Genomic DNA, 13,177 nt, shown 5'->3' on the forward strand with positions numbered 1-13,177 from the left:
GGAGTCACGCAGGTCAAGAAGGCTTCACTCGTCAGCATCGGCGGCTGGCGCGGCTTTCGACGAACCCTTCTCCGCAGCAGCGCCTTTCTCGGCCTGCTTGGCTTTCACGGCGGCTTCGATCTCGGCATAGACGGTGGCGTCGTTGCGGAGGACTTCCTTGGCGGCATCACGGCCTTGGGCGAGCTGGGTGCCTTTGTAGCTGATCCAGGAGCCGCGCTTTTGCAGAATCTCGAAGTCCATTGCCAGATCAAGCAGGGAACCGACATTCGAGATGCCCTCGTTGTACATGATGTCGAATTCGGCCTCCGTGTAAGGAGGTGCGAGCTTGTTTTTGACGATTTTGACCTTGGTGCGGTTGCCGGTGACGACACCGTCGGTGGTTTTGATGGCGCCGATGCGGCGGATGTCCACGCGCACGCTGGCGTAGAACTTGAGCGCCTTGCCACCAGGGGTCGTTTCAGGATTGCCGAACATGACGCCTATCTTTTCACGAATCTGGTTGGTGAAGATGCAGCAGGTGCGTGCCTTGGCGATGATGGCGGTGAGCTTGCGCAACGCGGCGCTCATGAGACGTGCCTGGGCGCCGACGGTGGAGTCGCCGATGTCGCCTTCGAGTTCCTGACGGGTGACGAGCGCGGCCACGGAGTCGATGACGATGACATCGAGCGCATTGGAACGCACGAGTGTTTCGCAGATGCGCAGGGCTTCCTCGCCGGAACTGGGCTGCGAGACGAGCAATTCATCCATTTTGACACCAAGACGGCGGGCATAAGCAGGGTCAAGGGCGTGCTCCACGTCGATGAAGGCGGCGAGGCCGCCAGTTTTTTGCGCTTGGGCGATGACGGTGAGCGTGAGGGTCGTTTTACCGGAGGATTCCGGGCCGTAAACTTCCACCACGCGTCCGCGTGGAAAACCACCCGTGCCGAGCGCCTGATCGATCAAGAGATTGCCGGTGGGGATGACGCTGATGTCGGACTTCAAGCCTTCGCCGCCCATGCGCAGGATGGCTCCTTCGCCGTAGTCTTTCTGAATCTGCTGGATGGCGAGATCCAGATTGCGACCGCGTGCTTCGGCGAGTTTGTCGGTCTTGGCGGCGGTGGGTTCAGCGGATTCTTTGGAGGGGGATCTGGCCATGGTCGTGGGTGGTAGGGGAGTGAATAAAAGCTGTTCGGTCGAACAGAAAGCGCATTTGAAGCATGCCGTAAAGCACTTTCACCTGCTGATCGCGATTTATTTGTGCCAAGCGCCCCTCAAAGCCCCTCGATCTGCTTCATCATCCCGCCGTAGTAGCCGCCCATCATGGCGATGATGCGGTAGGACACATAAACGACCACGATGCCGTAGGCGATTTTGGGCAGCCATTGCGCCGCACGTTGCACGGCATCGCCCGCCTCGATGGTTTCGGCGGCGGCCCAGCGGTTCATCTCATGATCCAGCGTGCCTGACTCCTCCGCTGTGGCGGTGCCATGCACAAACACCATGGGAAAACCATGCACATCCGCCATGGCACCGGCGATGGTTTCCCCGGCGGCAATGCGCTGCGCCGCATCCTCTGAGGCGCGCCGTAACATCCCGCTGTGCGAAGCGCCTCCCGCGAGCAACATGCATTCCGTCATGCGCATCGAGGCGAGCAGGCAGGCATGAAACACCTGGGCGAAACGGGCCAGCGCCCAATGCCTGCGCACACTGCCGATGAACGGAATGCGCCCAAGCCAGGCATCCACGGTGGCTGATTCAGCTCCCAGCCGCGACAGCCAGCGCCAGAGCAGGAACAGTGACAGCAAAATCAACCACAACACCGCCAGCGGCATGAACACGCCCCGCAGTGAAGCAGATTCGCCCTGCATGGAGGCAGTCACCATCGCAGGCAGTTCCGGCAGCACGATGCCGAGATGAGCCAGCACCAGCGGATAGATCATGGCCCCTACCGCTTGCCGCACCGCCAGATCCCAGGCCTCAAAATAGCGCGACAGATGGCTGAATGCGTCGCTGAGACGCCCGCTGCGCTCACCTGCATCAATCAGCGCAAACTCCAGCGTGCCGGAAAAGGCGCCGCAGTGGGCGGTGAGCGAGTCGGCGATGCCTTTGCCCTCGCCAAGTCCTCGTTGCAGGCCTAGCAGCCAGGTCTGGCGCGCGTGTGAAGGCTGCTGCTTGAGCAGAAGGTCAATCGAGCGGTCGAGATGAAAGTCCGCGCTTACCAACTTGGCCAGTTCGCGATAGAGCAGGGCTTTTTCAGAGAGTTTCATCCGCAGCGGCAAAGTAATGCCGCCACACCATCTGCGGCGAGCATAAACTTCTTACTTCTCAGCGCTGCGGCAGTGCTTATCATGCATGCCCGCATGCCGCCTCCCACTGACAAAAAAGAAACACCCGACCAGCGCTGGATGCACCAGGCTCTCGATCAGGCGCAGCGTGGCGTCGGTCTGACGAGTCCGAATCCACCTGTGGGAGCCGTCGTCGTCGCGCAGGGCAAGGTCATCGGTCAGGGCTATCATCGCAAAGCCGGTGAGCCGCATGCCGAGGTGGAGGCGATCCGGGATGCGCAGCAGTCCAATTCCAAGCTGTTGCCTGGAGCCACGATCTACGTCACGCTCGAACCCTGCTGCACGCATGGCCGCACGCCGCCCTGTACCGAAGCGATCAAAGCCGCAGGCCTCAAACGCGTGGTCTATGGCGCGAATGATCCGAACCCGCAGCACGCCGGGCGCTGCCGTGATATGTTTCTGCTCGCTGGCATCGAAGTGACCGGCGGTGTGCTGGAGGCCGAGTGCCAGGCGCTGATCCGGCCCTTCACCAAATGGATCACCACCAGCATGCCGTATGTCATCGCCAAGGCGGGCCAGAGCCTCGACGGTCGCATCACGCGTCCTGCGGGCGAAAGTCAGTGGCTCACCAACGATGCAGCGCGCGCTCATGGCCGCAGGCTGCGCATGCGCGTGGACGCCATCATCGTTGGTGCGGAAACGGTGCGGAAAGACGACCCACAACTCACCTTGCGTGATGGCAGTGCGGGGAGTGGCAAGCTGCAGCCCTGGCGCGTCGTTCTCACTCGCAGCGGCGAGATCCCGCCGCACTCCCGCATTCTGACGGATGAGTTCAAAGACCGCACGCTCATCATGCTCGGCAAGGATCTGCCCGAAGTGCTCAAAGACCTCGGCAAACGCGGCGTGATGACGGTGTTGATTGAAGGCGGCGGTATCATTCTCGGTCAGGCCTTCCGTGAAAAACTCGTCGATGAGGTTTATTGGTACATCGCGCCCAGGTTGTGCGGTGGTGGTCGCCCTTCGCTCGCTGGATCGGCGCTGCCACGATCCATTGAACTCGATCACGTCACCGTCCGTCCCATGGGCGACAATGTGATGGTGCATGGCTTTCCCATCTGGCCGGAAGGAACGTAGCGCTCCCAAGCGGTTCCTTTCACTTTCGGCATCATCGAGATTCTGGCACGCCTGATGCTGTGCTAGTGGAGGATTTGACATGCCATGATTGAATTTGCCCTGGAGCAATACCCTGTCCGCCAGACGTTGACCAACGGCGTGCAGACGCTGATCCGTCCCCTACAGGAGGAGGATGGACCGGCGTTCACGCGGTTTCATGACGCCATTCCCAGCGGTGAGCGCTTTCTCCTCAAGCACCGTCTGAACGGCACGGATGAAATCGAGGCCTGGTGCCATGACCTGAACTACGAGAAGCGTCTGACGCTGCTGGCGCTGGCAGACGGTCAGGTGGTGGGGCATGCGACGCTGCACCAGCGGCCCGGAGGCTGGAAACGGCACATCGGCATGGTGGATGCGTTGATTCACCCAGATTTTCGCGGCTTGGGCGTGTTGCGGGCGCTGTTGGGCGGTCTGGTGGAGGCGGCCACCCATGCCGGGCTGACGCGGCTGGAGGCGGAGTTCAACGGCGAGCGGAAGAACACGGTGCAGTCCTTCATGAAATGCGGCTTCGTGGAGCTGCTGCGACTGCCCGACTACCTGCGGGACATGCAGGCGCAGCCGCATGATTACGTGCTCATGGGTCTGAACTTGGCGGTGGACTATGAGAATACCGGGGCAGGGGATTAGCGCGCCGTCACTAAGCGCATTTGCATGACGAATCAGAGGTGATGATGTCCGCAAAGATGTGTTTCCCTGCCGCTGCCGAGCGGCTATGCGTGCGCCTGCATGCCCACCGGAACCCTGCCTCGCCCCGCTGTTTTTTTTGACCGTGATGGCGTCGTCAACCTTTCACCTGGCGATGGCTACGTGCTGCGCTGGGAGGATTTCCATTTTGCTCCTGGCATCACCGAAGCCCTCGCGCTGTGCCGTTCACGTGGTTACGCCACGATCCTGGTGACGAGCCAGCAGGGCGTGGGAAAAGGTCTCATGACACAGGACGATTTGAACGATCTCCATGCGCGCATGCAGGAAGAACTGGGTCGGCACACCGCCGCCTTCGATGGTGTCTATGCCTGCACGCATCTCTCCGGCACCTGCACCTGCCGCAAACCGAGTCCTGAGATGATTCAGTGCGCGCAGAGCGATCATGGCCTCGATTTGAAGCGAAGCTGGCTCGTTGGCGACCACGACCGGGACATACAAATGGCGCGCAATGCCGGCGTGCCACGTACAATCCGCATCTTGAGCCATCATGAGCCCCAGGTGGCGGCCGATTTCACGCTGGAGAGCACCGCGGAGCTTGCAGCACTGCTAGCGGCAGAACTTCCGGCAGGAGCGGGATCATCCTGATCCCAGCATCCACCCAAACGGGCCAGGATGGCCGCGCTCTTTTAGCTCAACGCTTCGCCATCGCCGTTTCGAGCGCCTTGCGGTAGTTCACCACGGCGTCACCGATGGCAGCGGAAACCTGCTGGCGGTAGGTGTCGGAGGCCACGAGGAGGCACTCCTTGGCATTGGTGACGAAACCGCCCTCAAACAGGATACCAGGTCGTTTGCAGCCGGTGAGCACGCTCCACTGCGCGCGTTTGATGCCGCGATCGACGAACTTGAAGCGGCTGATGACATTCGCATGCACCGCCGTCGCCAGCGCGATGTTGGCGGAGTCCTGTTTGTTGCCAGTGACGCCGTTCACATTGTAGCCGCCGCCGCGCGGGATGGTGGCTGCGGCGCTCTGCGGTGTCAGAGCCCAGGTTTCGATGCCGGACGCGGCGGAACCGCCGGAATTGAAATGGAAGCTGAGGAAGATGCTCTTGGGCGTCTGGTTGGCGATGGCCACGCGTCCGCCCAGCGTGAGGAACCTGTCATCGGCGCGCGTCATGATGACCTTGAAACCGCGCTGCATGAGCGCCGTGCGCACAGACATCGCCATCTTCAGCGCGAAGTCCTTTTCATAGCCGTAAACACCGCGCGCACCCGCGTCATGGCCGCCGTGTCCGGCATCGACGACCACGGTGTCGAAGTACTCGGCGTTCTGAATGTGGCTGGGATACAGCACCGGGTCGATCAGCTTGCACAGATCCAGGCGCGAGAACAGCACCTTGCCGTTGTAGGACTGCACCGGGAAGCTCAGGATGAACTTGATATTGTTGATCAGCAGATCCTGCGAACCGATCTGCGCCTTGAGGATGAGCTTCGAGGAGCCGAGCCAGAAATGATTGCCCTGCAGGCGGAAGGTGGTGAAACCATAGACCGGGTTGTAGAAGTTCCGGATGCTCTCGGCAGTCACGTAGTCGCGTCCGCCTATTTTCACGATTTCCCAGCCGCCATTGGCGGGAAGCACCGTCACTGCGTCCGGTTTCACCGTGCTGGCGGTCTTGTCATCGTCGTCGGCTTTGAATTCACCCTTCATCGGGGCTTCGTTGTCCTTCGCCACGGACTTCGTCACATCCCTGATCGGTTCTGGCTGTGTCTTGGGCGTTTCTGCTTTGGGGGCGGTCGTGGGCTTGTTGAGCTCCACCTTCTTCTTGGTTCCGCCGGTCGTGGTGATGATGACACGCGGCGGCCTGCTGGTCGTCGGTGCGGGAGTCTTCGTGGTGGTTTTGGCCGGTTCCGACTTGGGCTTGACCGTCGGGGCAGGCTTGGGCACCGGCTTAGTTTCGGGTGCGGGCGGAGTCTCCTCCTTGCCGCCTCCGAAGAGCTTTTTGAAGAACCCCGGCTTCTCCTCCGCACATGCCGTGTCGAATGACACGGACGCCAAAGCGAAAACGAGGGTGGCGATGACGGCCTGGGGGAGTTTGGAGTGCAGTTCGGAAGTCATGACGGGAATGACGGCGAAAATGTGGAAAGGCGGCCTTTTATAGTCCGAGTCGGCCCCGAGCGCAAACGTTCTGACGCGGGCGGGGGGGAAACAAGGCAGGGAGGTCAAGGATTCGTCAAGTAGTGGTCAAGGTGGTCAAAATGGTGCTCCTTGGCCCGCTTGACCGGCGCAGCCTTGACCCGGCCTTGACGGCGAAGCCGCCTTGACCCATTGACCATTCATCCATGACCAAAAAACCCGTTGTTCTGATTATCCGTGATGGCTGGGGCATCAACCCTGGCGGCAAAGCTCAAGCCGTTGCCAATGGCGACGCCACGCTGCTCGCCAAGACCCCTTTTCACGACCACCTCTACGCCACCTACCCAAGTGGCACTGTCAGCGCCAGCGGCGAAGATGTCGGCCTGCCCGAAGGCCAGATGGGCAACAGCGAAGTCGGCCACCTCAATCTCGGTGCCGGTCGCGTCGTTTATCAAGACCTCACCCGCATCAACAAGAGCATCCGCGACGGCGAACTCGCCACGATGCCCGTGCTCGTCGAAGCCTTCGAGAAAGCCAAAGGCAAGCGCCTGCACTTCCTCGGCCTCATCAGTGATGGTGGCGTGCATTCGCATCAGGATCACCTAGCCGCGCTTTGCAATGCCGCGAAGACCGCTGGCGTCACCGATTTGATGGTCCACGCCATCACCGATGGCCGAGACACCTCCCCCACCGGCGGTGCTGCCTACATGGCGAAGCTGGAAAAAGATCTCGCCCCGAGCGGCGCGAAAATCGCCACCGTCATTGGCCGCTACTACGCCATGGACCGCGACAAGCGCTGGGAGCGCAACAAGCTCGCCTGGGACGCCATCGTCCTCGGTCGTGGTGAAGTCCGCACCGATTTGCCGAGTGTCGCCGTGCAGGCCGCGTATCCGAGCGACCCGCGTGGCGATGAGTTCATGCAGCCCATGATCTTCTCGAACGCCAACGAGCAGCGTATTCGCGATGGCGATGTCATTCTGTGGTTCAACTTTCGCGCCGACCGCGCCCGCCAGCTCAGCGATGCCTTCTTGAAGGCCGACTTCGCGGGCTTCGATCGCGAAGTCACGCCGAAGACCGGCTACTACACGCTCACCGAATACGACGCCACCTACACCGACTTCGGTGCCCGCGTCATTTTCGCTTCCGAGAGCCTGAACAACAACCTTGGCCAGATCATCGCCGCCGCTGGTCTCACGCAGCTCCGTGCCGCTGAAACCGAAAAATACCCGCACGTCACCTTCTTCTTCAACAGTGGCGTCGAAGAGCCAAACCCCGGCGAAGACCGCTACCTCGCCATTTCGCCCAAAGAAGTGCCCACCTACGACAAAAAGCCGCAGATGAGCGCCCCCGACCTCACCTTTGAGGTGCTGCGTCGCTTGGAAAAATACGACGCAGTCATCATGAACTACGCCAACCCCGACATGGTCGGCCACACTGGCGTCGTCGAGGCGGGCGTTCATGCCTGTGAGACCATCGATCTCGGCGTGCGCATGATCGTCGAAAAAGTGCTCGAACTCGGCGGCAAGCTCTTCATCACCGCCGACCACGGCAACTGCGAACTCATGCGCAACCCCGACGGCAGCCCCAACACCGCGCACACCACGAATCTCGTCCACGGCATCTACGTCGCCGCCGATTCATCGAATTACACCGTCGACAACGGCAAACTCGCTGACATCGCCCCGACGCTGCTCGATATGCTTGGCGTGGCGAAGTCTGCGGAGATGACGGGGAAGAGTTTGCTCATTCGCAAGTGACCCGCCTTCTCTTCCTCTGCTCCCGCAACCAATGGCGCAGCCCGACTGCGGAGGCCGTTTATCAAAATGATCCACGTGTTGAGGTTCGCAGCGCGGGAGTCAGTGCTTCTGCTCGACAGCGTGTCACGGAAAAGCTGCTGTTGTGGGCGGATCGGGTGCTGGTGATGGAACACGAGCACAAGCGGCGGTTGCGCGATCAGTTCCCAGCCATCGCTCACGATCTGCGCATCGACGTTCTCGACATTCCTGACGATTACCCGTTCATGCACCCGGAGTTGGTCGCGCTGATTCGCGAACGCGTCGAACCGCTGCTGGCCTAAACGGCCTTGCGAATCGGGACGAGTTGCCACAACCCGACGACATGCTCCCAGCGGCGAATGGCGGTGTCGATGAGGAAGATGAACAGCAGCGCGAGCAGCAGCGGCGGCCAGAGTTCTTCGTGTTGCACGGCCTTGGTGGTTTCGAGATTGGGCAGACGCGATGAATCGACCAGATAATCGCCTCCGGTGATGCGGGCGGCTTCTTGGAGCAGTGTTTCATTCACGGTGCCGAGACTGGATTCGGTGGAGGGATTGTGAATGAGGCCGGTGGTGACCATTTCGGCTCCCGATTGGGCGCGGATGAGATACACGCCTGCCTGAGTCGGTTTGAAATCGCTGGTGTAGGTGCCGGGCGCGTCCTGCCGCAGCGCGAGCTTTTGCACGGCCTTCATCGGTGCGCCGAGCGCATCGGCGGCCACATGAAAAACCTCGGCTTCGACGACGGCGTTGTTCGCCCGCGTGCCGGCATCGGCGAGGAGATCGACGCTGATGCGCGCGTCATCACCTTCCATGCGTGCGGACAAATCCATGAGCCGACCTTGCGAGGCGCGGGCTGTTTCACGCAGCACCTGCGACCAGAAGCGTCCGTAACCGCTCCAACGCGCGATCCACAGTGAGGCCCAGCGGCTTTTCGCATCGGAAGTAAACGCAGTCGCCTTGCCGAGGCCAAAACGCCAGTGCGCGAGCAGCGGATCGCCGGTTTCAGTGACGAGCGGCACTTGCGCCGAGGTGCGGCGCGTGGTTTTGACGTAGCCGAGCAGCGTGGGCGAGTCCCACTTCTCGAATCCGGCGAGGATGGAGTGTTTTTCCTTCAGTTCAGGAATGAACGGCTCCTCCCGGATCATGCGGCCCGTGTGCATGAGCGTGTCCTGCGTGAAGATGCGCGTGATGCCGCTGGCATCGATGGTGGAATAGGACTGGCCAGCACCACTGGAGGCGATGGCCTGGAGCAGCGCCACGTGCGAACCTTCGCCGATCGCGACAGTAGAAATGGTGAGACCTTCGCCGCGGCATTGCGATGCGAGCTGTTCGTAACCTGCACCGGCGGTCTGACCGTCGGTGAGGATGATCATGTGTTTCACGCGTGCCTTTGTTCGCAGCAGCGCCTCACGGGCGAGTTGAAACGCGGGCTGCAAGTTCGTGCCGCCACCGGAGGCCACAGCGGCGATCTGTCCCGACACGGCGTTCGTTGAAGTCAGTCGTGTCATCGGCGCGACGACGTGCGCTTCGGAGTCGAAGGCCCACACGCCGAGCGAATCGTTGTGTCCGAGCACTTCAGCCGTCGCAATCGCCGCGCTCTTGGCCATTTCGAGTTTCTCACCGGCCATGGAGCCGGAGCGGTCCATCACGATGGCGACAGCCGCGCTTTGTTTCTCCTCTTCATCCGGTGCTTTCAAGCGCACGGGCAGCACATCTTCAATCGGCGTTCGGTAATACCCTCCCACGCCGAACGACCCCGGTCCGCCAAGCATCACAAGGCCGCCGCCGAGTTTATCGACATAATCGCGCAGCGCGTTCATGAGCGGCTCGCCCAACTGATGCGCGGGCACATCGGAGAGGATGACGCCGTCGTAACCGCCGAGTTGATCAAACGTGATCGCGAGATTGCCCGGCTGGCGCAGATCAAGCTCGATGCCCTCCTTTTCCATCGCCTGCATCAGGTAGCGTGCCTCGCTGGCATCGGACTCGATGTAAAGCAGTCGCAACCGCCCGCGCACATCCACGATGGCCAGCGCACTGTCGTTTCCAGGCAGCGTGTCGCCTTGAATGCCCTCCAGCACGGCGCGGTATTGGAAGGTGTTCCGCGTCGAAGGTGTGCGAGTGAAGATGATCTCCTGCGTCGCGCCGGGTTTGAGCGTCACAGGCCGCTTTTCGACCTCGATGCCGTTTTCGTACAGCTTCAGCGTGCCGCTGCCTTCGATGGTGCTCTCAAACACGGCCTTCAGACTCAAGCTCGCGCCTTCAAACAAGCGCGTGCGGTTCGGTGTGAGCGCAATCATGCGCGCATCCGGCCTGCGCTGCCCGGAAACTGGCAGCGCGTGCAGTTTGATGCCAGAAACAGCCGCCTCGCGTGCTGCATTGAGCAAACTTCCGCGTGTCTCGTGGCCGTCCCCAATGATCAGGATGTTGCGGCTCACTCCGGGAGGAAACATGGCCTCCGCATACTCGATGGCGGCGGCGTAGTGGCTGTCGCCGCCGTTTTTCTTCTGCCACTCAATCTGCATCGCCGGGTTGCTCGCTTCGGGCAGAAGTTCCGGCTGCGAGCCAAGTTGGACGACAAACGAATCAATCCCGCTGCCGAGAGCCGAACGCACACGGGCGGCTTCGGCGAGGGATTTGGCCAATCCTTCCGTGCCCATGCTCTGGCTGGCATCCACGACGATGCCCAACGCCTTCCGGCCCGTCTGTGTCACACGCGCCGGACCCGCCAGTGCGGCGAGCGCCAGCATCACGCCAATGGCACGCGCCACGAGCAGCAGCCGCTTGCGCAAACCGGACATCGGATGCGATGAACGCGACTCGATCCACAGCAGCAGCGCGACTGCGGGCAGGATGAGCAGGAGGAGTTTTGGTGATTCCCAGTCCAAGAGATGCGTGAGGTTCGGTGGCGGGCGCTATTTAGAGCGCGCAACGCAGCGTTGCCAGCAGCTTCTCGATGTCCTCTGCCGTGTTGTAGCCGTGGACGGCGATGCGGATGCGGCCGACCTGGTGCATGACGTGGATGTTCTGGGCGAGCAGGGCATCGTTGATCGCCGCTGTGTTTTCGTGGCGAAAGGCAACGATGCCACTGGAGCAGTCGGGCTGCGCGGCACACAACGTCGTGATGCCCAGCTCCTTCAAACCTGCATGCACGCGCGCGACGAGAGGATCGGCATGCGCGGCGATGCTGGCGACGCCAATGGCATCGAGATAGCGCAGCGAGGCATTCAAGGCGTAGAGAGCAGCGAAGCTGGGCATGCCGACGGAGAAACTGAGCGCGCCGGGCTTGATGCGGGCGCTTTCAAAGCGGTCGGCATCGAAGGCATTTGCGATGTGATACCAGCCGCCGGCGCTGGTGGTGAGACGTGCGGCGGATTTTTTCGGAATGCCGATGATGCCGCCACCGTGAATGCCGAGCGTCCACTTGTGCGTGCTGGAGATGAGGATGTCCGCGTCCTGGCAGTCGAGCGCGACACGTCCGAGCGCCTGCGTGACATCGACGGCGATGAGCGCCTGCGGTGCGAGCAGACGAATCATGTCGCGAAGGCGGGGAAACGCGATGCGGTGGCCGTTGTAGAAGCTCACGAGGCTGACCTGCACCAGCGCGGTGCGTTCGTTGAGCAAGGATGCGAGGTCAACGAGGTTGAGGGCGCCATTGCTATTCTTCCACAGCCTGGTGACAGGTCGCGAAGCTTCCGGCGCGGTAAGCCAGGGCGTGGCACCGGCGGGGAAATCGAGATCGGTGACGACGACTTCGTCCTTTGGCGTGAGTTGCAGGGCGTTGGCGAGCAGGTTGTAGGCTTCGGAACTGCACGAGCAGAAGGAAACCTCGTCCGTGGCGAGTCCGAGATGATTGGCGGTGATCTCGCGGCATTCCTCGACGCGTGGGAAATGAAAGTCGCGCCCGCGCATGCCCAGCGATTTGTGCTGCATGTATTCGGCCACCGCTTCATTCACACAGAGCGGCGGGATGCTTTCGGCGGCGGTGTTGAGGTAGTGGATGCCGTGGAGGCTGGGAAAGTCGGCGGCGCGGGAGGAGTCGGTGAGCATGTGGGGAAAGATGAAGGGATGAGGCGATTCGGCAATCTACCAACGCCCCTCACCCCGGCCCTCTCCCCGAAGAACCGTTGGATGAAATGAATTCTTCGGCGGGGAGAGGGGGAGATTCTGGTTCCCTCGCCCCTTAGGGGGGAGGGTTAGGGTGAGGGGTGATTTGGTATCGATCTCAGTTCTCTCGCTTCAGTTCAGGCGCACCGTCTGGCACCTTGATGAGCGGTTCGCCGCCAAGGTAGCCGAGCGAAGCAAGGAACTCGTCCATCTTCTTTGCCGTGACTTGCATCCACGGCTCCTTGTTGAAAAAGCCATGCGGCATGTCGGCGGCGGACCACATCTCGGCCCGCAGGCCGAGCTCGGTGGCTTTTTTCACATATTCATCGCCGCCAACCTTAAGTTTGTCGGCGGTGCCGAAGAACAGAATGGCCGGAGGCGTGTCTTTGCTGACAAAGTTGTTCGGCGTGATGGCCTCGGCGATGTCGAGCGTGATCGGGCTGTCGCCCGTTTCGCGTTGCTTGAACAGCGTGGCGATGTTCAACGCGGGATTAAAGAGCACCATCGCGTTCGGTTTGGCGGAGATGGATTTGTCGTCGGATTCAGCGTCGTAGGCCGTGACGAGCGCCGTGCAGGCGGCGAGATGGCCGCCGGCGGAACCTCCAGCGGCAATGACTTTGTCAGGATCAATGCCCAGTTCGGTGGAGTGGCCACGCACCCAGCGGATCGCGCTCTTAGCGTCTTCGACACATTTGTCCGGTGTCGTTTTGTGGATGCTGGCGATGCGGTAATCGGCACTGATGGCAATGATGCCTCGGCTGGCGAGGTATTCGGCCTGCGGGACGAATTGCAGGTAAGAACCGCTCTTCCAACCACCACCGAAGAAGAACACGATGCATGGGCGCAGGGCCGCAATTTGAACTTCGCCCGCTGGAGAGAAGACGTGCAGCTTCAGTTCGCCCTGCGGCGTGGTTTTATAGACGATCTCCTTCGTCGTGACCTCGGCATCGGTCAGTTTGATCGTGGGCTTCTTCTTGTCGCCCTTTTGGGCCAAAGCGGGCAGTGAGAAGGCGAGGAGGAGTGGCAGGATCAGGCGCATGGTGCGGGTGAAACGATGGGGAAGGTGCGAAGTTGCAGGCG

11 protein-coding genes are annotated in these 13,177 nt (G+C 61.3%); 5 read left to right on the forward strand and 6 right to left on the reverse strand.

Annotation, left to right across the window (positions count from 1 at the left end; translation table 11 throughout):
- Positions 1-24 precede the first annotated feature (24 nt).
- Together recA and U1A53_RS22805 are read right to left on the reverse strand one after the other, a co-directional pair.
- A complete protein-coding gene (gene recA, locus U1A53_RS22800; protein ID WP_322284171.1) occupies positions 25-1,134 on the reverse strand; it encodes a recombinase RecA in 1,110 nt (369 codons plus the stop codon).
- A gap of 116 nt (positions 1,135-1,250) precedes the next feature.
- The gene (locus tag U1A53_RS22805) at positions 1,251-2,246 is read right to left on the reverse strand and encodes a type II secretion system F family protein (RefSeq protein WP_322284172.1); all 996 of its coding nucleotides are present in this window, start codon (positions 2,244-2,246) and stop codon (positions 1,251-1,253) included.
- Positions 2,247-2,339: 93 nt separating this feature from the next.
- On the opposite strand from U1A53_RS22805, the gene ribD reads away from it, so the two are divergent.
- The 3 genes from ribD to U1A53_RS22820 all read left to right on the forward strand — a co-directional run bounded on the left by ribD (position 2,340) and on the right by U1A53_RS22820 (position 4,727).
- Complete coding sequence (gene ribD, locus U1A53_RS22810; RefSeq protein ID WP_322284173.1) at positions 2,340-3,398, forward strand: bifunctional diaminohydroxyphosphoribosylaminopyrimidine deaminase/5-amino-6-(5-phosphoribosylamino)uracil reductase RibD; 1,059 nt, start codon at positions 2,340-2,342, stop codon at positions 3,396-3,398.
- Positions 3,399-3,482: 84 nt separating this feature from the next.
- Complete coding sequence (locus tag U1A53_RS22815) at positions 3,483-4,064, forward strand: GNAT family N-acetyltransferase (RefSeq protein WP_322284174.1); 582 nt, start codon at positions 3,483-3,485, stop codon at positions 4,062-4,064.
- Between the two features lie 99 nt (positions 4,065-4,163).
- Positions 4,164-4,727, forward strand: coding sequence for an HAD family hydrolase (locus U1A53_RS22820; RefSeq protein ID WP_322284175.1), 564 nt, complete (start codon positions 4,164-4,166; stop codon positions 4,725-4,727).
- 46 nt (positions 4,728-4,773) lie between these two features.
- Here U1A53_RS22820 and U1A53_RS22825 read toward each other — a convergent pair whose 3' ends face one another.
- Positions 4,774-6,195 (reverse strand): N-acetylmuramoyl-L-alanine amidase, encoded by a 1,422-nt coding sequence (locus U1A53_RS22825; protein WP_322284176.1) that lies wholly within the window; start codon positions 6,193-6,195, stop codon positions 4,774-4,776.
- A 224-nt stretch (positions 6,196-6,419) separates the two neighbouring features.
- Here U1A53_RS22825 and gpmI point away from each other — a divergent pair, with 224 nt between their 5' ends.
- Together gpmI and U1A53_RS22835 are read left to right on the forward strand one after the other, a co-directional pair.
- Entirely contained in the window at positions 6,420-7,970 is a 1,551-nt protein-coding gene (gene gpmI / locus U1A53_RS22830; RefSeq protein ID WP_322284177.1) for a 2,3-bisphosphoglycerate-independent phosphoglycerate mutase, read from the forward strand.
- Positions 7,967-8,290, forward strand: coding sequence for a phosphotyrosine protein phosphatase (locus U1A53_RS22835; RefSeq protein WP_322284178.1), 324 nt, complete (start codon positions 7,967-7,969; stop codon positions 8,288-8,290). Before gpmI ends, U1A53_RS22835 begins: the two co-directional genes overlap by 4 nt.
- On the opposite strand, the gene U1A53_RS22840 is transcribed toward U1A53_RS22835, so the two are convergent.
- From U1A53_RS22840 to U1A53_RS22850, 3 genes are all read right to left on the reverse strand, one after another.
- Positions 8,287-10,878, reverse strand: a complete 2,592-nt coding sequence (locus U1A53_RS22840) for a VWA domain-containing protein (RefSeq protein ID WP_322284179.1) — start codon at positions 10,876-10,878, stop codon at positions 8,287-8,289. The two genes, U1A53_RS22835 and U1A53_RS22840, sit on opposite strands and share 4 nt — an antisense overlap.
- 31 nt (positions 10,879-10,909) lie before the next feature.
- On the reverse strand, positions 10,910-12,040 hold the full coding sequence (locus tag U1A53_RS22845) for an aminotransferase class V-fold PLP-dependent enzyme (RefSeq protein ID WP_322284180.1): 1,131 nt from the start codon (positions 12,038-12,040) through the stop codon (positions 10,910-10,912).
- Positions 12,041-12,215: 175 nt separating this feature from the next.
- Positions 12,216-13,136, reverse strand: coding sequence for an alpha/beta hydrolase (locus U1A53_RS22850; RefSeq protein ID WP_322284181.1), 921 nt, complete (start codon positions 13,134-13,136; stop codon positions 12,216-12,218).
- Positions 13,137-13,177 lie beyond the last annotated feature (41 nt).

It is taken from the genome of Prosthecobacter sp. (assembly GCF_034366625.1).
Classification (GTDB): domain Bacteria; phylum Verrucomicrobiota; class Verrucomicrobiia; order Verrucomicrobiales; family Verrucomicrobiaceae; genus Prosthecobacter.

Excerpts from the sequence above, each read along its gene's own strand:
- U1A53_RS22850 (WP_322284181.1), bottom strand. The coding sequence starts at position 13,136 with ATGCGCCTGATCCTGCCACTCCTCCTCGCCTTCTCACTGCCCGCTTTG.
- U1A53_RS22815 (WP_322284174.1), top strand. The coding sequence starts at position 3,483 with ATGATTGAATTTGCCCTGGAGCAATACCCTGTCCGCCAGACGTTGACC.
- recA (WP_322284171.1), bottom strand. The coding sequence starts at position 1,134 with ATGGCCAGATCCCCCTCCAAAGAATCCGCTGAACCCACCGCCGCCAAG.
- U1A53_RS22825 (WP_322284176.1), bottom strand. The coding sequence starts at position 6,195 with ATGACTTCCGAACTGCACTCCAAACTCCCCCAGGCCGTCATCGCCACC.
- U1A53_RS22805 (WP_322284172.1), bottom strand. The coding sequence starts at position 2,246 with ATGAAACTCTCTGAAAAAGCCCTGCTCTATCGCGAACTGGCCAAGTTG.
- U1A53_RS22820 (WP_322284175.1), top strand. The coding sequence starts at position 4,164 with ATGCCCACCGGAACCCTGCCTCGCCCCGCTGTTTTTTTTGACCGTGAT.
- gpmI (WP_322284177.1), top strand. The coding sequence starts at position 6,420 with ATGACCAAAAAACCCGTTGTTCTGATTATCCGTGATGGCTGGGGCATC.
- ribD (WP_322284173.1), top strand. The coding sequence starts at position 2,340 with ATGCCGCCTCCCACTGACAAAAAAGAAACACCCGACCAGCGCTGGATG.
- U1A53_RS22845 (WP_322284180.1), bottom strand. The coding sequence starts at position 12,040 with ATGCTCACCGACTCCTCCCGCGCCGCCGACTTTCCCAGCCTCCACGGC.